Origin of the sequence: Vannielia litorea, assembly GCF_019801175.1 — a bacterium.
GTDB lineage: Bacteria > Pseudomonadota > Alphaproteobacteria > Rhodobacterales > Rhodobacteraceae > Vannielia > Vannielia litorea_B.
The window spans coordinates 110,505-126,501 of the sequence record NZ_JAHVJR010000003.1 but is presented as its reverse complement, the minus strand read 5'-3'; the positions used below and the strand labels follow the sequence as shown (position 1 = coordinate 126,501).

Below are 15,997 nucleotides of genomic sequence, written 5' to 3'. Positions count from 1 at the left end.
TGCCGCGGTTGCGGCGCTCCTCTCCACACCTGCATGGGCCGAAACGGTCCGGATCGCGAGCTTTTCACCGGAGCTGACCCGCAAGGGGCCGGGGCTCTTGCTGCGTGACATCCTTCGAGGCGAGGCACAGGTGGAGGCAGTGGTGGAGGTGATCCGCGCGGCCGATGCAGATGTGCTGTTGCTGACCGGCATCGACATGGACGCTCAAGGTGCCACGCTGGAGGCGCTTGAAGGGCGTTTAGCCAAGGCGGGCGCCCCCTACCCTCACCTCTTCACCGCGCCGGGCAACACCGGGGTGCGCAGCGGGCTGGACCTAGATGGCGACGGGCGGGAGGAAGAGCCTGAAGATGCGCAGGGTTTTGGCCGGTTTCCGGGCGAAGGCAGCATGGCGGTCCTCAGCCGTTACCCGTTGGGCGATGTGACCGAGCTGACCACCGTGCTTTGGCGCGATCTTCCGGCGGGCGACCCTTGGTTTGCCTCTGATGAGGCGGCGGCGGTGCAACGGCTCTCTTCCGTGGCGCATTGGGACGTGCCGGTGAAACTGCCGGGGGATACGCTGCATCTGCTGACGCTGTCCGCCACGCCGCCGGTGTTCGACGGCGAGGAGGATCGCAATGGGCGGCGGGCGGAGGATGAGCTGCGAATGTGGCAGATCTATCTGGAGGGTGGCCTCGGCGGGCCGCCGGGTGGGCCTGCGGTTGTGGCTGGGCGCGTGAACGTGGACCCGGTTGATGGCGAGGGGCGGAGGGAAGTGCTGGCGGCGCTGGTGGGCGGCCCGTTGCAAGACCCGAAGCCAGAGGGGCCGGGCGGCGCGGCGGAGGCCGATGCGGGGCAGAGCGGCCCGCCCGCGCAGGATACCGTGGATTGGGACGGCCCCGGCAACCTGCGGGTGGATTACGTGCTGCCGCAGGCCGGTCTGGAGGTGGCGGGCGCCGGGGTGCTCTGGCCGGTGGAAGGCGCCCCGCTAGACGGGCTGAGCCTTGCCACGGCACAGGCGGCGTCGCGCCACCGGCTGGTCTGGGTCGATCTGGTGCTCGATCGCTGAGGACAGCGCCTCGATGAGCGGCGTGGGGCGGAACGCGGGCAGGATATCTGCGAGCGGGGCCGGGTCCAGCCGGTGCGGCATGCGCCACAGGTAGGACATTTCAACGAGGTGACGCGCCATGGGCCAAGCGGGCGCGGCGAGCCGGAGCGGCCACCACGGCATGGATTTGAGCGCAAGACGGCCGCCCCATGCCTGCTCAAGCGCGGCATGCAGCTCGGCGCCGGTGAGGGTGTAACCCGCGAAGGGGACGTCGGCAAAGCGGGGCAGGCTCTTGCGCTGCCCGGCAAGGGCCACGGCGGCGCGGGCGACGTCGGGCAGGAAGGCCCATGCGTGCGGCCTGTCCAGCGGGCCGGGATAGGTGAAGCTGCCGCGCTTCAGCTTGGGGGTCATGATCTTGTCGAACCAGTTGCCTGACGGCTCGGCATCGATGAAATCCCCGGCGCGGAGCAGGATGGTGCGGACACCGGAGGCGGTATAGGCGGCTTCCATCTCGGTGCGGAGGTGCCCGAGAGTGTTGGCGGCCTCGTGCGACGTGCTGGCGGTCAGGAGATCGGGCGCGGCCTCGCCGTAGGGGTAGACGTTGGCCGGGATCAGCACGGTGGCGCCGGTCGCCTGCGCGACCTCGATGATGCGGTCGGTCTGGCCGGGCAGATCGCGGGCCCAGTGCTGATAGGGCGGGTTCCAGCCGTTGACGATGACATCGACGCCCCATGCGGCATCCCACAGATCGTCACGGCTGCGGTCGAACAGGCGCACGCGCCAGCCCGACTCGCAGAAGGCCATGTGGGCGTTGCGGCCAAAGCGGCCGGTGGGGCCGAGGATAAGGGCTGTTCCGGGCATTGGTCTGTCTCCGGGCTGGTGTCGATGGGAGGACCCTGAGCTATTCATCTGCAAATGTGAATTGCATAAACATGAAGGTCATGTATTCATTTTTGAATGGCCAACTTTCTCTCTTCCCTCGACTGGTCGCGCGTGCAGGCCTTCCTTGCCGTGGTGGACACAGGCTCGCTCTCTGGCGCAGCGCGCCAGCTTGGCACCAGCCAGCCGACGCTGGGGCGGCAGGTGAAGGCCCTGGAGGAGGCGCTGGCCACCCGGCTCTTCAGGCGCGAGGCGAAGGGGCTGGCGCTGACCGAGGCGGGCGCGGCTCTGGTGGAGCCGGCGCGGGCGATGCAGGAGGCGGCGATGCGGATGCAGCTCACCGCCGCGGGCCGGGAGGAGGAGCTGGCAGGCACGGTGCGGATCACCGCGCCGGTGTCGGTCAGCCGCTGGATGCTGCCCGCCATCGTGGCCCGACTGCGGCGGGAGGAGCCTGAGATTCAGGTCGAACTTGTGCCGAACGACGCCAGCGACAACCTGTTGTTCCGCGAGGCCGACATCGCGGTGCGGATGTATCAGCCCACGCAGCTTGACCTAGTTGCCCTGCGGCTGGGCGACCTGCGGATGGGGCTCTATGCCGCCGAGAGGTATTTGGAGGGGCGCGAGCTGCCGACGGAATTTGCCGCGCTGATGCAGATGGACCTTGTGGGCAATGACCGGGAAGAGCGGATCATCCGGGGGATGCGCGAGTTCGGGATCGCCGCTGACCGGCACAGCTTTGGCGCACGGGTCGATGACCAGTCGGTCTATTGGGCGCTGGTATGTGCAGGCTGCGGGCTGGGCTTTGGCCCCTGCATGGTGGGCGACGTGGAACCGGGCGTGGTGCCCGTGCTGCGCGGCCCGCCGGTGCCCTCGCTACCGATGTGGCTGGCCGCCCATGAGGAGGTGCGGCGGGTACCGCGCGTGGTCCGGGTGTGGGATGCGTTGGCCGAGGCCTTGCCGCCTTTGCTTGACCCTGCTGCACCAAGGGCGTAGGCCGTCGCGCGACCCTGTTTTGCAAAGACCTGCGAGGAGACCGCGATGAGCAACCCTTCCCTTCTGATCCTGCCCGGCGATGGCATTGGCCCCGAGGTGATGGCCGAGGTCCGCAAGGTGATCGACTGGTATGGCGACAAGCGCGGCCTCAAGTTTGACGTGTCCGAGGATCTGGTGGGCGGCTGCGCCTATGACAAGCACGGCACGCCGCTGCATGACGACACCATGGCCAAGGCGCAGGAGGTAGACGCGGTTCTGCTGGGTGCCGTGGGCGGCCCGAAATACGACAACCTCGATTTCAGCGTGAAGCCCGAGCGGGGGCTTCTGCGCCTCCGCAAGGAGATGGACCTGTTCTCCAACCTGCGCCCAGCCCAGTGCTTCGACGCGCTGGCCGACTTCTCGTCGCTGAAGAAGGATGTGGTGGCGGGCCTCGACATCATGATCATTCGCGAGCTGACCTCCGGCGTCTACTTCGGTGAGCCGCGCGGGATCATCAAGGAAGGCAATGAGCGCGTTGGCATCAACACCCAGCGTTACACCGAGAGCGAGATCGCCCGGGTGGCGCGCTCGGCCTTCGAACTGGCCAAGAAGCGTGGCAACAAGGTCTGCTCGATGGAGAAGGCCAACGTGATGGAGAGCGGCATCCTGTGGCGCGACGTGGTGCAGGAGATCCATGACGCGGAGTACCCAGAGGTCGAGCTGAGCCATATGTATGCCGACGCGGGCGCAATGCAGCTGACCCGCTGGCCCAAGCAGTTTGACGTGATCGTCACCGACAACCTGTTCGGCGACCTGCTGTCGGACCTCGCCGCCATGCTGACCGGCTCGCTGGGCATGCTGCCCTCCGCCTCGCTCGGCCTGCCGATGGCGAACGGCCGCCCGAAGGCGCTTTACGAGCCGGTCCACGGCTCGGCGCCCGACATCGCGGGCACCGGCAAGGCGAACCCGATTGCCTGTATCCTCAGCTTTGCGATGGCGCTGCGCTACTCCTTCGACGAGGGCGCAGAAGCCGACCGGCTGGAGCAGGCGGTGAATGCGGTGCTGGCCAAGGGCCTGCGCACGGCGGACCTGCTGGGCGAAGAGGGCGTGCAGCCCGTGAGCACCGCCGAGATGGGCGATGCGATCGTGGTGGCTCTGGAAGAGTCGCTCTGAGGCTGACGGATGCTGGGGGGCCAGCCCCTCCCCGGGAATATTTGCAGCAAGAAAATGCAGGCGGGGTGGGGACAATTTTAGACGAATTGTTCTGATTCAGATCGGGAAGGCGCTTTCGAACTCGGAAGCGCCTTTTTTGCTGAAGGTGATCAGGCGGGAGCCGTTGGTGCGGGTGGCCCAGCCAACTGTTGTGGCGTGGGTGAGGATTGCCGCGCCGAGGGCGCCTGCGAGATGAGTGCGGCGCTCGGACCAGTCGAGGCAGGCGCGGCAAAGCGGGCGGCGCTTGGCCTTGAGGGGCGCAAGGTCGATGCCCAGCGCGGTGATGCGCGCCTCGCCTTCGGGTGTGAGGGTGATGGCCTCGCGGTCGACGGTGAGTGCGTGCGATGCAGCGAGGCTCTCGAAGATGCGGACGCCTGCCGAACCGGCGAAATGGTCGTAGCAGACGCGGGCCTCACGCAGGGCGAGGTCGCGCGGGCCGGTACGGGTGCGCAGGTGGCCTTTTGAGGCGGCGAGGCCGGCGAGAGCCTCTAGGGCCGAGGCCACCTCGGTTCCGGCAAGCGCGAAATAGTGGTGGCGGCCCTGTTTGCGACGCCAGAGCAGGCCGGCTTCTTCGAGCTTGGCCAGATGCCCCGAGGCGGTGGGTGCAGTGATGCCGGCCTCATGGGCCAGTTCGCTCGCCGTGAGCGCCTTGCCGGAGAGCAAGGCCGTGAGCATGTTGGCGCGCGCCGGATCTCCGATCAGCGCGGCGATGCGGGTTATGTCGGGGCCTTCCTTCATGCGGGCAGCCTGCGGGGTGGCCCGGTGCCGGTCAAGCGGGGATGGTTTGGTGCAGGCCGAAGCATTGGCGGGGCTCGTCGGGGTATGGGGAAGAAAAGGAGCCTGACCATGATCACCTGTTTCATCCGCTACGAGATCGAGCCGACGCAGCGAACGGACTTTGAGCAATATGCCCGCACATGGGGCCAATGCATCCCGCGCTGCGGGGCCGACCTGATCGGATACTTCGCGCCGCATGAGGGTTCGTCCACCCTTGCGTACGGCGTATACTCCCTGCCCTCTCTGGCCGCCTATGAGGCGTATCGCGCGCGGTTGGCCGAAGATCCGCTGGGGCGCGAGAATTATGCCTTCGCGCAGGAAAAGCGGTTCATCCGGCGCGAGGATCGGGCATTCTTCAAGCTGGCATCAGGGAGGACCACATGATTGCAGTGATTTTCGAGGTGGAGCCCGCCGACGGGCGGCGCACGGAGTATTTAGAGCGGGCGGCAGCGCTGCGGGAGAGCCTTGAGGGGCATCCCGGCTTCATCTCGGTGGAGCGGTTCGAGAGCCTCACCACACCAGGCAAGATGCTGTCGCTCAGCTTCTTCGAGGATGAGGCAGCAGTGGAGGCCTGGCGCAACCGGGCGGGGCACCGGGCCCAGCAGGCGGCGGGTCGTGGCGGCGTGTTTGCGGACTATCGCCTGCGGGTGGCAGAGGTGCTGCGCGATTACGGGATGACCGAGCGGGCGCAGGCCCCGCAGGACAGCCGGGAGGCGCACGAGCAGCCCCACGATTGACGCGGCAGTGCAGCATGGTAGCCTCGCCCAAAGCGTTAGCGCCAACACGAGACCCATGCAGACCTCAAACAACATCAAGGGCGCCCTGATGGCGCTGCTCGCCTTTGGCCTCTATTCGGCCCATGACGTGGTGGTGAAAACGCTGGGCGGCAGCTTTACCACCTTTCAGATCATCTTCTTCTCGGTGCTGCTGAGCTTTCCACTAGTGATGCTCATGCTGATGCGGGACACGACGCGGGGAACGCTCATTCCGCAGCATCCGTGGTGGACGGCGCTGCGGACCGGATCGGCGGTGGTGACAGGGCTGTGCATCTTCTACGCCTTCGCCACGCTGCCGATGGCGCAGGTTTACGCGATCATCTTCGCCATGCCGCTGATTATCACCGTGCTCTCGGTGCCGATCTTGGGCGAGACCGTGGGGATGCACCGCTGGGGCGCGGTGATCGTGGGGCTGATCGGGGTGATCGTAGTACTGAGGCCGGGGCAATCTGACCTCGAGTTGGGGCATCTGGCGGCGCTGGTCGGCGCCTGCACCGGTTCGTTGGTGTCGATCATCGTGCGGAAGATCGGGCAGGATGAGCGCTCGGCGGTGCTGCTGCTCTACCCGATGATGGCCAACTTCGTGGTGATGGCCTGCGCCCTGCCCTTCGTTTACGTGCCGCTGGAACTGCATGAGCTGGGGCTGCTCGGGCTGATGGCCGCGTTGGCCTTCGCGGGAGGGCTGTGCTCGATTCTGGCCTACAAGGCGGGCGATGCGGCGATCGTCGCGCCGATGCAATACAGCCAGATGCTCTGGGCCGCGTTCTACGGCAGTTTCTTCTTTGGCGAGACGGTCGACCGGGTCACGTGGATCGGCGCCGGGATCATCATCGCGAGCGGGATCTACATCGTACTGCGGGAGAGCTTTGGCGGGCGCTCCACCGCCCATCCGGTGCTGCAGAACCGCTCCCGGGCCGAAACCGGCACCACGCCACGGGTGCGACTGCTCGGGCGGCTCGTGGGGCGGGTGGCGCAGGAAAGCGACTGAAGGGCTTGCATTGCCCTGCGGGGCGCGATACAGCCCGCGCCACGGTCGGAGTGTAGCTCAGCCTGGTAGAGCACTGTCTTCGGGAGGCAGGGGTCGGAGGTTCGAATCCTCTCACTCCGACCAATACATCAAACAGCTTTGGCGCATGTGAGACAGTGATCCTAGTGACACTAAATCACGGCGTTACCGTGAGATGTGTTCTGCGAACTCATCGAACAGATCCGTGGACCCCATCTGTCCGCCTTTCAGCAGAACCCGCATGCCGTTTCGTTTGCCGTCGGCGTGGCTTGCGGAGCAGATGCAGGCGCCCTGCCCCATGTCGGTGAGGTAGTCCAGCGCCGTAAAGCCGAGGCGTGCGACGATGCGGCTCGAGGTGTCGCCGCCGGCGAGGCCAAGGGCGCGGAGCGGGTGCTGGGCTGCGATGCTCTCCACCAGCTCGGCGCAAGCATCGGCGAGGGCATCGGGGCTGCGGTGGTAGCTGGCGTCCGGATCGAGGTGGAGGAGGAGTGGCTGGCCGGTTTTCAGGCTGTCTGCCAGCGCGCGGGGGGCTGCCGGATCGTCGAGCATCTCGGGGGCCAGTCGCACACGCTTGTAGGACCGTGCTGCCTTGACCTGTGCGGCGGTCACCGCGGAGCGTGATCCGGCGAAGGAGAGCACGGCACCGGGTGGCGCAGGTGGCGCTGACGGCGCGACGATGCCCTGCCCTGTGCTGTGGATTTCGGCGACCGAGCTGGCGCCGATCAGCAGTTGACGGCCGCCGGCCAGTTTTAAGGCCTCACGGATCTTCCCGAGATCATCCGGGCGCATTACGTCGATCAGCGCTGGGCCATCGGTGAGCCGGGTGGCGACCGCGCGTGGGTCTTGCAGGTCCGGCACGGTGATCCGGGTCAGAGGGCCGAGGCCCTGGGCCGCAAGATGCAGGCCAAGGTCGGCCTCCTGCATCGGCGTAACCGGGTGGCAGGACATCACCGGATGCCGGTCGATCCGGTGCACCGCGCTATCGGGGCCACGGGCAAAGAGCGTGCCAAAGGCACAGTAGCGGCCAAGGCTCGGTTGCCCGCCGATGACCGCCGTCACATCGGGTTTGAACCGCTCGATGAGCTGCTGCGCCACGGCTCCGATCGAGCCGATATGCGGGGCGGAATCGAAGGTGGAGCAGGTTTTCAGGTGCAGCACCTGCGGCGCCTCGCGGGCGATCACTGGCCAGAGCCGCTCCACAACCTGCACAGCCCGCTCCGGCGGCAGCGAGCGCAGGTCGGTGGCGATGCCCAGCACATCAAGCCCCTGTTGCGGCGCGGCCTCGCCCGTCACCAGACGCGCGGTGAATCCGCCGCGTGCATAGGTGGCGAGGCTGTCGGAGGCGCCGGTGAAATCATCACCCAGAAAGACGATCCGGGCGCCCATCAGCGCGTGCCGAAGAAGTCGAGCGCGGCGGCGAGGGCCGGGCGACCGGTGGCCGCTTGAGCAAGGGTTTCGCCAGCCGAGAGCGCCTCGTAAGCTTCACGCAGTGAGGCGATGCCCGCCGCAGGTCCGCCGGGGTGGGCGAGGATGCCACCGCCGCACATGAACATCAGGTCGGCAGATCCGGCCGCCTCCAGAGCCGAGCCGAGGGTTCCGGCCCATTGGCCCGAGGAGAAGGCGGGCATTACCGCGTCGTCGCATCCCTCGGCGAGTGGCGCGAGGCAGGCGCGGGCGGCCTCTGTGACCTCCTCCGCCGAGTCGACGAACTTGCCGCCGATCCCATGCACATGCATGTGGTCGACCCCGGCCAGCCGGTAGAGCGCCTGATAGGCAGGGAAGGCCATGCCCAGCGCCGGGTGGCGGCTCATCGCGCCGAAGCCGTTGCGGTGACCGTGGATTGCGAGCGGCGTGTGGGCGCGGAGGGTTTCCATCGCCGAGAGGCCGCACCAATTGAGCGAGGCCATTACGCAGGTGCCGCCGTGCTCGGCCACAAGGTCGGCGTGGCGGCGCATTGCATCCGTCTCGTCGGTGATGTTGAAGGCCATCATAACCCGGCGGCCAGAGGCATCCTCGGCGCGTTTGATTGCGTCCATCACCAGTGGCACCCGCTGCGCCAGTGGCGCGACATCGGGGTTGGCGCAGATCTCGTCATCCTTGATGAAGTCCACACCCGCCGCGCAAAGCTCGGCCACCAGCGAAGCAATCGCCTCGGGGGTCATCCCCACGTTGGGCTTGATGATGGTGCCAAACACCGGGCGGCCCTGCACGCCGAGGCTCGCCCGCGTGCCCGCGATGCCCTGAGCGGGGCGCGGGTAGCGGGCGCGGTAGGCGGCCGGGATGGTTACGTTCAGCAGCTTCAGCCCGCTGACTTCGCCCAAGTCGTAGAGGTTGCCCGAAACGGTGGCGGCCAGCGTCGGCAGGTTCTTCCCGATATTTCCGACAGGAAAGGCGATGCGCACCCGCGCCCGGCGGAATGGCCCCGGCGCGCCCTTGCGGGTGATGTTGGCGGAGGCGAGCGACGGCTCTGCCACTTCGCCCAACTCGTCGATGCTCAGCACCTCGGCGGCGGACCGCGCACGCAACTCGTCGGTCTCGCCCGCCACGCGGACGAAGGTGCCCGACGATTGCTCGCCCGCCATCATCGCTGCCATATCAGCGAGCGGAAATGGCGTTTCGATCAGGTAGTCGGCGATGACGCGCTCCATCAGATTGCGGAGAGGTCGGGGAAGGGGCGCACCGGATCTGTGCCATCCCAGCCCTTGGATGCCTCGCGGATCATGTCGAACATCCGCCCCTTCGGCCCCATCACCTCGGAAAGCTCTATGCAGGTGCCGGGGTGATGCTCCTGCGCAAAATACACGAACCTGCCGTTCTGGCCGACAGTGCCGGACATCTTCACGGTGAAACCGCGGGCCTCCATCATCGCCAGATCGTCATCAAACTGTGTGGTCCAGAAGGCCACATGCTGAAGCCCGCGCAGGCCCTTTTGCATGTAATCGCGATACATGGAGGGCACATCATTGCGGGTCTGGATCAGCTCCACCTGCATCTCGCCCGAGTTCGCCAGCGCCACCGAGTTATGCGGCACATAGCACTGCCCGTCGTAGGTGTAGTTCTCGATTGGCACCTGCGGGTTGTAGAACCACGGGCCTACGCCCATGACCTCGGACCAGTGCTTCATGCCGGCCTCGATATCGTCCACCACGATACCGAGTTGCCGGATCGGGCCGAGTAGATTGCTCATGGGAGCCTCATTTCATTAGTGTTTCGGGGAGCCAGGTCGAGAGCGCCGGAACGGCGGAGACGACCAGAAGCGAAAGCAGGAGCGGGATGAAGAAGGGCATCACCCCGGCGATGACGCGGGTGATGGGCATCTTCGTGATGATGGTGATCATGTAGAGGCTCATGCCGACGGGCGGGGTGAGCAAGCCGATCATCAGGTTGAGTACGAAGACGATGCCCAGTTGCAGCGGGTCCACCCCGGCAGCGGTGAGCGCAGGGGCAATAATCGGCGCGATGATCAGGATGGCGGCGATGCTCTCCAGCACCATGCCGACAACCAGCAGCAGGATGTTGACCAGCAGGAGCAGGAGCAGCGGGTTCTCGGTGAGGCCGAGCAGCAGGGCGGAGACCTTCATCGGAACCTGATCGAGCGTCAGCACCCAGGCGAAAAGCGCCGCCGTGGCCACTACGAAGAGGATGTTCGCCGTGGAAGTGGTGGTATCCTTCAGCGCCTCGAAGAGCCCGCGCAGGGTGAGGCTGCGGTAGATGAACACCCCGATGAAGAGCGCATAGGCCACGGTGACGCCCGCCACCTCTGTCGGCCCGAAGTAGCCCGACATGAGGCCGCCGATCAGCAGCACCGGGGCGAGCAGCGCCGGAAAAGAGATGGCGGCCTTGCGTGCAATGTCGGCGGGGCGGGCGGCGATGGTGTCGCGCGGGAGCGATTTGACGCGGGCCAGCACGCCGACCTGCACCATGAGCAGGGCGGTCAGCAGCAGCGCCGGGACGATGCCCGCCAGAAGCAGTTGCACGGCGGAGACATTGGCGACCGAGGCATAGATGATGATCGGGATCGAGGGCGGAAAGATCGGGCCGATGGTGGCGGCGGCCACGGTGAGCCCGGCGGCGAACTCGGGCTTGTAGCCCTGCCGCGTCATCTGGTCGATCTGGATTTTGCCGAGCGCCCCGATGTCGGCCAGCGCGGCGCCGGAGACGCCGGAGAAGATCAGGGAAACGAGGATCGAGACCTGCGCCACCGCGCCCCGGATCCGGCCCAGCACCATGCGCACGAGATCGAAGAGGTGGGTGGTGACCCCGGTCGCATTCAGCAGCGAGGCCGCGCAGATGAAGAGTGGCACGGCAAGCAGCGGCGAGCTGTCGAGCGCGTTGAGGCTGCGCTGCGCCAGCACCGAAACCGGCAGCCCCTCGGTCACGATCACCACGGCGGCGGAGAGGCCGAGGCAGACCGCCACCGGCGCACCTGCGATCAGCAGGACGAAAAAGATGGTCAGCAGCAGGGCGGTCATGCGGTTTTGAGTGCCTCTTCTTCACCCGTTTCGCCGTAGGGGGCGGAGGGGGCGCCGCCGCGCAGGGTGGTCACGATCCGCTCCAATGCCACGAGGGCCAGAAACAGGGAGCCGGTCAGCGCGAGTGAATAATAGACCCAGTTGGGCACCCGCATCGCGGGCGTCAGGAACTTGCCGGCGCGGGGCAGAAACTCGGCAAAGCTCCAGAGCAGCAGCGCGGCGAAGGCGAGGGTGGCCACATCGGACACCAGACCGAACCAGCGGGCGGCACGCGGGCCCAGCATGTCGGGGAGCATCGTGACCGCCACCAGCGAGCCACGGCCCGCGAGCAGAGGCACCGAGAGAAACACCAGCCCGATGCAGGAGAACCTCGCCAGCTCATCGGCCCAGGGCAGGCCCACATCGGCAAAATTCCGGGCCGAGACCTGAAGCACCACCAGCCCAGCCATGAGGGCGAGAAGGGTGAGGCCGAGCCCCACCCCCCATCCCGCAAGGCGGGCCAATATGTGCCGCAGGCGCGCCAAGGATCAGGCCGAGACGGCGGCGATCTTGGCGTAGAGGTCGCCGTACTCGGCGCCGAAGCGCTCGTCGACCAGCTTCGACACGCCCTCGCGGAAGCCGGCAAGGTCGAGCCCGTCTTCTTCGCCGATCACGGTCATGCCGAGATCGCGAAGCTGCTGGGTCTCGCCTTCCTCGTTGTCGAGGATCGCCTTGGTGGCCTTTTCGCGGGTCTGGGTCGAGGCCTCGCGCACGGCGTCCTTCTGGGCGTCAGTCATGCCCTGCCAGACATCTTCGTTCATCACCACCACTTCGGCATTGCTCATGTGGCCGGTCAGCATGAGGTGGCTCTGCACCTCGTAGAGCTTGACGTTGAGCACCACGTTCACCGGGTTCTCCTGCCCCTGCACCACGCCGGTGGCCAGCGCGGTGGGCACCTCCGACCAGTCGACCGGCACCGCGACGGCGCCCATGCCTTCGACGGCGGTGGTGTAGATCGGGAAAGGCACGGCGCGGATCTTCACGCCTTCGAGGTCGGCCGGGCCCATGACCGCCTTGGAGCAGGTCAGGTTGCGGCGGCCGAAGTAGTGGGCATAGATCACCCGCACGTTGGCGGCGGCGATGAGGCCCTCGTTCAGCTCCTGCATCACCGGGCTTTCTACGTCCGTCACCGCCATCAGGTGGTCGATGTCACGGTAGAGGTAGGGCGTGTCGAGCGCGGCGAAGGGCTGGTAGAGCGAGCCGAGCGCCCCGGCGGTGTTGTGCGAAAACGCAATGGTCCCAAGCGAGACGGCTTCGGCCAGCTCCTGCAACTTGCCCAGCTGGCTGTTGGGGAAGACCTGCACCTCGATATCGCCGCCCGAGGTCTGGCCGAGGGCTTCGGCAAACCAGTCGGCCTGCGCCCCGGCAACCGAGGCGACCTCGTTGTTGTGGCCGTAGCGCAGCGTGGTGCTCTGCGCGAAGGCGGGCCGCGCGACAAAGGGCGCGGCCACGGCGGCGCCCCCGAGGGCCAGCACGGAGCGGCGGTTGAAACCGTTGAATTTTGTCATGTGTCTCCTCCCGATATATGTGAGTTCTTGTGAGGGGTTTGCGCGGGAACATTGCCCGTATAACTCACAAAACGCGGCATTTGACGAAAGGTAGAAGTTCTGAGCATGATTGGTCCAGTACTTTAAATTGAGGGTTTTTGAGGGGTTTCTACCGATGATGGATACGGCAAAAAAGCCGTTGCTTACCGATATCGCGGCGCGGGCCAATGTGTCGCTTGCCACGGTGGACCGGGTGGTCAACCGCCGCAAGGGCGTGTCGGAGCGCACCCGGCGCCGCGTGCTCGAAGCGGCCCGTGCGTTGGGCTACATCGGCGAGGAGGAGGCCGCGCATATCGGGGCCGAACGCGCGCTGAACATCGCCGTCCTGCTGCCCGCTGGCACCAACCCATACCTCCGGCTGCTAGGCGAGCGGGTGAAGGCCCGCATCGGGCTGGCGGGCGCGAGCGACCCGTTCTTGCGGTGCCTCTTCATCGAGAGTTTTGACGCCGATGCGCTGGCGGAGGCCCTGCGCAAATGTGCCGACTGGGCCGATGGCGTGGCTTTCTTCGCCATCGAGCACCCCAAGGTCCGCGCGGCGGCGGAGGAGATCGCTGCACGCGGCGTGCGGCTCGTCACCCTCGTGTCCAACCTCGGCGAGCGGGCGGGTGTGGCCCATATCGGGCTCGACAACCACGCGGTGGGTCGCACCGGCGGGCTGCTTGTCGGGCGCTTGGCCGGGCGGACCGAAGGCGCCGTGGCGCTGGTGGCCGGGTCCCGCAACTATCGCGCCCACAGTGACCGGGAGGCCGGGTTTCTGAGCCTGATCGACGAGATGTTTCCGGGGCTGACGCTCGTTGGGCTGCGCGAGGGCCATGACGACGCGGGCGAGAACTACCGCCACACCCTTGCCCTGCTGGACCAGCAGCCTAACCTCGTGGGCATTTACAATGTCGGCGGCTCCTCCGGCGGTATTACCCGCGCGCTGCGCGAGAGGGGCCGTGAGGATGTGGTGTTTGTCGGACACGGGCTCACAGCAGACACCCGCCGCGCCCTGTTGGACGGAACGATGGACGCCGTCTTCGACCAAGACCCGGATGTGCTTCTCGACCGAGGCATACACAGTTTGACACATCGGGAGTCCGCCCCCGCACCGCTGAAGCTGGATATCTACTTTCGAGAGAACCTGCCGTGATGACTCTGGCGCGTGATATCAGGTCGGCCTTCGTTCGGGGGCTATGCGCCGGAGTGAAGGCTTAACCGCTTTGCGAAGCACTTGGTGCCAGCAATCCGACGCGCAGCATTTTAAACCTATTGGCCTTTCTCCAGCCAACGCCTCAGCTTGGCCTCTCCCAGCGACATGCCCTCAAGGTTCAACAACCCGCGTGACAGCGCTAGCGCCACCGCACGGGCGCGGGAGTTGAACACCGGGCCCTCATCGTCGTGCGGCTGCTGGTCTATGCCTAGCTTCTCGTAGAGCTGCTTCAGGCGGCTCTGCACCGAGCGGGTCGATATGCCCCTCCGTGCCGCAATGGCCTTGTCTGTTAGGCCAAGCGCAATGTCGGTCAGCACCTCGAACTCTGTGTTCGACAGACCCTCGTGCAAGTCCATCGCCCGCTGCTGAACGCCGCGCACCTCGCGATCGATAATGCATTGGTCCTCAAGAAAAATCCCCATCATCGCGAGGCCAAGCCGTTGGGCCGAGGCGGTCTTCAACACGTAGCCATAGACGGCCTCCTTGGGCACGATCCGGGACACGCCGCGCACGTAGGCCTCGTCGGAGTAGTTGGACCAGAACAGGATGCGCATGTCGGGACGGGTCTCCCAGATCTTCGAGGCGGCGGCGATGCCGCTGACCTCCGGCATCTGGATATCCATCACCACGCCGTCGATCCGGTTGTCCCGCGCAAGCGCCACCGCCTGTTCTCCGCCTTCGGCCTCCAGCACGGCCTCGCAGCCAGGTAGAGCCTCTCGGACGGTGCCAGCGAGGAAGGCGCGGTGAAACGGGTCATCTTCGGCGATGAGAATGTTCATGGAACGCGCTTCCCAGCGGCGGCAAGGGCGGCAGCGTCCAAGGTGCCGACATCGGTGGCTATCGCGGCAGCGGCCTCCGGGGTCTCAGTGCCAGCCCGAACGATTTCGCACGGGATGCTCAGCACCGTCCGGCTGCCAGAGCCCATCGGGTCGCGCTCGAACGCCACGCTCGCGCCGATCAGCGCGGCCCTGATACGGATGTTGTCGACCCCTCGCCCCGACCGGCGCCAGCCCTCAGCGGGCACGCGCCCATCATTTGCTACGGTGACCTCGAGGCAATGCTCACCAACAACGGCGAGGTGCACGTCGATCTTGCTGCATTCGGAATGCTTTACCGCGTTTGTCACTGCCTCCTGCACGATACGAAAAACGGCCAGTTGCAATCGGTATTCCGAACGTTCGAGCAGGTCGCCAGTATCGTCGCTCACAGAGGTCTTGACCCTGCGGTCCAGCCCCTGTGTGGCCCTCTCGAGTTGGGCTTCGATGGCCTGAGACAGACCGAAGAGGTCAAGGATGCCGGGCTTGGTGTTTTCGATGATGCTGCGCAGATCGGTCGTGCAGCGCGAGATGGCCTTGGCGATTTCCTGCAATTCCGCGCTGTCCGGTCCCGGTTGCCCGGCAAGCCGCGAAACGCGCCGGAATACGGCAGATAGGTCGGCGAGGGTCTGGTCGTGCAGTTCCATGCCGAGACGACGGCGCTCGGCTTCCATCGCCTCGGTCAGCCGTTGCGCGCCGTGACGCAGCGAATGCTCCCGCCCGCGTGCCGCGCCCGCGGCCCGCGCAGAGGATTGCGCCTGGTCGGACATGTTGAGCGCGTAGAAATAGGGGGCGATGAGGTCGGCCACGTTCTGAGCCTTGCGCACGTCCTCCTCGCCATAGGCATCGCGCTGCGGCGACGAGAAACTGAGCACGCCGATGACCTCGCCATGCACCGTCAGCGGCACATGAATACGGCTGCGCAGGTTTGCCTCGAAGATCGGCGCGTCATCGGCCCCATCGAAGTGAAACCGCGGATCGGCCCAGGCATCGCCCGTCATCAGGCTGCCCAATTCGCCATTGAGCACCTGCCGCACCGGCGCCAGATCATTCGGGCGGCCCTCGCCATCGCGGTTCCAAACCGTTTCGATGCCTGTTTCCAGCGCGAAATGCTTGGATTTGTCGCCGGGCAGGACCACCGCCACATCGAGGTGGTGATAGTCCAACAGCTTGGACTTCACCGCACCCGCGATGCCGTTGAGAACGTTTTGCAAATCCATCTCGCCCGCCACTGCCCGCGAAATCGCAAGGTAATGAGCGAGCTCGGTTTCCTCCCGGCTGTCCAT

General features: G+C 66.3%; 17 protein-coding genes and 1 tRNA gene. 8 read left to right on the top strand and 10 right to left on the bottom strand.

The features are described 5' to 3' along the window. The first annotated feature begins 97 nt into the window (after positions 1–97). The gene (locus tag KUV38_RS19060; RefSeq protein ID WP_222472149.1) at positions 98–1,045 is read left to right on the top strand and encodes an endonuclease/exonuclease/phosphatase family protein; all 948 of its coding nucleotides are present in this window, start codon (positions 98–100) and stop codon (positions 1,043–1,045) included. Here the strand turns inward: KUV38_RS19060 and KUV38_RS19055 are convergent. Continuing rightward, on the bottom strand, positions 965–1,885 hold the full coding sequence (locus KUV38_RS19055) for an epimerase (RefSeq protein WP_222471809.1): 921 nt from the start codon (positions 1,883–1,885) through the stop codon (positions 965–967). The two genes, KUV38_RS19060 and KUV38_RS19055, sit on opposite strands and share 81 nt — an antisense overlap. Positions 1,886–1,981: 96 nt before the next feature. Between KUV38_RS19055 and KUV38_RS19050 the strand changes: the two genes are divergently transcribed. Together KUV38_RS19050 and leuB are read left to right on the top strand one after the other, a co-directional pair. After that, positions 1,982–2,896: a LysR family transcriptional regulator gene (locus KUV38_RS19050; protein ID WP_222471808.1), complete on the top strand. Its 915-nt coding sequence runs from the start codon at positions 1,982–1,984 to the stop codon at positions 2,894–2,896. A 45-nt stretch (positions 2,897–2,941) separates the two neighbouring features. Continuing rightward, complete coding sequence (leuB, locus tag KUV38_RS19045; protein ID WP_222471807.1) at positions 2,942–4,048, top strand: 3-isopropylmalate dehydrogenase; 1,107 nt, start codon at positions 2,942–2,944, stop codon at positions 4,046–4,048. A gap of 96 nt (positions 4,049–4,144) precedes the next feature. Here the strand turns inward: leuB and KUV38_RS19040 are convergent, their stop codons facing one another. Next, entirely contained in the window at positions 4,145–4,825 is a 681-nt protein-coding gene (locus KUV38_RS19040; protein ID WP_222471806.1) for an ArsR/SmtB family transcription factor, read from the bottom strand. Between the two features lie 108 nt (positions 4,826–4,933). Between KUV38_RS19040 and KUV38_RS19035 the strand changes: the two genes are divergently transcribed. The 4 genes from KUV38_RS19035 (at position 4,934) to KUV38_RS19020 (ending at position 6,751) form a co-directional block, all read left to right on the top strand. Beyond that, on the top strand, positions 4,934–5,248 hold the full coding sequence (locus KUV38_RS19035; RefSeq protein WP_222471805.1) for an NIPSNAP family protein: 315 nt from the start codon (positions 4,934–4,936) through the stop codon (positions 5,246–5,248). Beyond that, a complete protein-coding gene (locus KUV38_RS19030) occupies positions 5,245–5,601 on the top strand; it encodes an antibiotic biosynthesis monooxygenase family protein (protein ID WP_222471804.1) in 357 nt (118 codons plus the stop codon). The genes KUV38_RS19035 and KUV38_RS19030 overlap by 4 nt, the downstream gene beginning before the upstream one ends. Before the next feature lie 55 nt (positions 5,602–5,656). Continuing rightward, positions 5,657–6,628 carry a DMT family transporter gene (locus KUV38_RS19025; RefSeq protein WP_222471803.1) on the top strand — a complete coding sequence of 324 codons (972 nt, stop codon included), beginning with the start codon at positions 5,657–5,659 and terminating at the stop codon, positions 6,626–6,628. A gap of 46 nt (positions 6,629–6,674) precedes the next feature. Beyond that, positions 6,675–6,751 (top strand) — tRNA-Pro (locus tag KUV38_RS19020). A 60-nt stretch (positions 6,752–6,811) separates the two neighbouring features. Here KUV38_RS19020 and KUV38_RS19015 read toward each other — a convergent pair. From KUV38_RS19015 to KUV38_RS18990, 6 genes are read right to left on the bottom strand one after another with little or no spacing between them, the layout of a single operon-like run. Next, positions 6,812–8,032 carry a four-carbon acid sugar kinase family protein gene (locus KUV38_RS19015; RefSeq protein WP_222471802.1) on the bottom strand — a complete coding sequence of 407 codons (1,221 nt, stop codon included), beginning with the start codon at positions 8,030–8,032 and terminating at the stop codon, positions 6,812–6,814. Next, positions 8,032–9,294, bottom strand: coding sequence for a ribulose-bisphosphate carboxylase large subunit family protein (locus tag KUV38_RS19010; RefSeq protein ID WP_222471801.1), 1,263 nt, complete (start codon positions 9,292–9,294; stop codon positions 8,032–8,034). Before KUV38_RS19010 ends, KUV38_RS19015 begins: the two co-directional genes overlap by 1 nt. After that, entirely contained in the window at positions 9,294–9,833 is a 540-nt protein-coding gene (locus KUV38_RS19005; RefSeq protein ID WP_222471800.1) for a VOC family protein, read from the bottom strand. Before KUV38_RS19005 ends, KUV38_RS19010 begins: the two co-directional genes overlap by 1 nt. Before the next feature lie 7 nt (positions 9,834–9,840). Next, positions 9,841–11,118, bottom strand: a complete 1,278-nt coding sequence (locus KUV38_RS19000; RefSeq protein ID WP_222471799.1) for a TRAP transporter large permease — start codon at positions 11,116–11,118, stop codon at positions 9,841–9,843. Next, positions 11,115–11,597, bottom strand: coding sequence for a TRAP transporter small permease (locus KUV38_RS18995; RefSeq protein ID WP_315898664.1), 483 nt, complete (start codon positions 11,595–11,597; stop codon positions 11,115–11,117). Before KUV38_RS18995 ends, KUV38_RS19000 begins: the two co-directional genes overlap by 4 nt. 48 nt (positions 11,598–11,645) lie before the next feature. Continuing rightward, positions 11,646–12,665, bottom strand: a complete 1,020-nt coding sequence (locus tag KUV38_RS18990) for a TRAP transporter substrate-binding protein (RefSeq protein WP_222471798.1) — start codon at positions 12,663–12,665, stop codon at positions 11,646–11,648. A 157-nt stretch (positions 12,666–12,822) separates the two neighbouring features. Here KUV38_RS18990 and KUV38_RS18985 point away from each other — a divergent pair, with 157 nt between their 5' ends. Beyond that, positions 12,823–13,836, top strand: a complete 1,014-nt coding sequence (locus tag KUV38_RS18985) for a LacI family DNA-binding transcriptional regulator (RefSeq protein WP_261385466.1) — start codon at positions 12,823–12,825, stop codon at positions 13,834–13,836. Between the two features lie 116 nt (positions 13,837–13,952). On the opposite strand, the gene KUV38_RS18980 is transcribed toward KUV38_RS18985, so the two are convergent. Further along, the gene (locus KUV38_RS18980) at positions 13,953–14,675 is read right to left on the bottom strand and encodes a response regulator transcription factor (protein WP_222471796.1); all 723 of its coding nucleotides are present in this window, start codon (positions 14,673–14,675) and stop codon (positions 13,953–13,955) included. Next, positions 14,672–15,997 (bottom strand): GAF domain-containing sensor histidine kinase, encoded by a 1,326-nt coding sequence (locus tag KUV38_RS18975; RefSeq protein ID WP_222471795.1) that lies wholly within the window; start codon positions 15,995–15,997, stop codon positions 14,672–14,674. Before KUV38_RS18975 ends, KUV38_RS18980 begins: the two co-directional genes overlap by 4 nt.

Coding starts and splice junctions, on each gene's coding strand:
- KUV38_RS18985 (WP_261385466.1), top strand. CDS start 12,823: ATGGATACGGCAAAAAAGCCGTTGCTTACCGATATCGCGGCGCGGGCC.
- KUV38_RS19050 (WP_222471808.1), top strand. CDS start 1,982: ATGGCCAACTTTCTCTCTTCCCTCGACTGGTCGCGCGTGCAGGCCTTC.
- KUV38_RS19005 (WP_222471800.1), bottom strand. CDS start 9,833: ATGAGCAATCTACTCGGCCCGATCCGGCAACTCGGTATCGTGGTGGAC.
- KUV38_RS19025 (WP_222471803.1), top strand. CDS start 5,657: ATGCAGACCTCAAACAACATCAAGGGCGCCCTGATGGCGCTGCTCGCC.
- KUV38_RS18990 (WP_222471798.1), bottom strand. CDS start 12,665: ATGACAAAATTCAACGGTTTCAACCGCCGCTCCGTGCTGGCCCTCGGG.
- KUV38_RS19040 (WP_222471806.1), bottom strand. CDS start 4,825: ATGAAGGAAGGCCCCGACATAACCCGCATCGCCGCGCTGATCGGAGAT.
- KUV38_RS19000 (WP_222471799.1), bottom strand. CDS start 11,118: ATGACCGCCCTGCTGCTGACCATCTTTTTCGTCCTGCTGATCGCAGGT.
- KUV38_RS18980 (WP_222471796.1), bottom strand. CDS start 14,675: ATGAACATTCTCATCGCCGAAGATGACCCGTTTCACCGCGCCTTCCTC.
- leuB (WP_222471807.1), top strand. CDS start 2,942: ATGAGCAACCCTTCCCTTCTGATCCTGCCCGGCGATGGCATTGGCCCC.
- KUV38_RS19055 (WP_222471809.1), bottom strand. CDS start 1,885: ATGCCCGGAACAGCCCTTATCCTCGGCCCCACCGGCCGCTTTGGCCGC.
- KUV38_RS19035 (WP_222471805.1), top strand. CDS start 4,934: ATGATCACCTGTTTCATCCGCTACGAGATCGAGCCGACGCAGCGAACG.
- KUV38_RS19030 (WP_222471804.1), top strand. CDS start 5,245: ATGATTGCAGTGATTTTCGAGGTGGAGCCCGCCGACGGGCGGCGCACG.
- KUV38_RS18975 (WP_222471795.1), bottom strand. CDS start 15,997: ATGGACAGCCGGGAGGAAACCGAGCTCGCTCATTACCTTGCGATTTCG.
- KUV38_RS19015 (WP_222471802.1), bottom strand. CDS start 8,032: ATGGGCGCCCGGATCGTCTTTCTGGGTGATGATTTCACCGGCGCCTCC.
- KUV38_RS19010 (WP_222471801.1), bottom strand. CDS start 9,294: ATGGAGCGCGTCATCGCCGACTACCTGATCGAAACGCCATTTCCGCTC.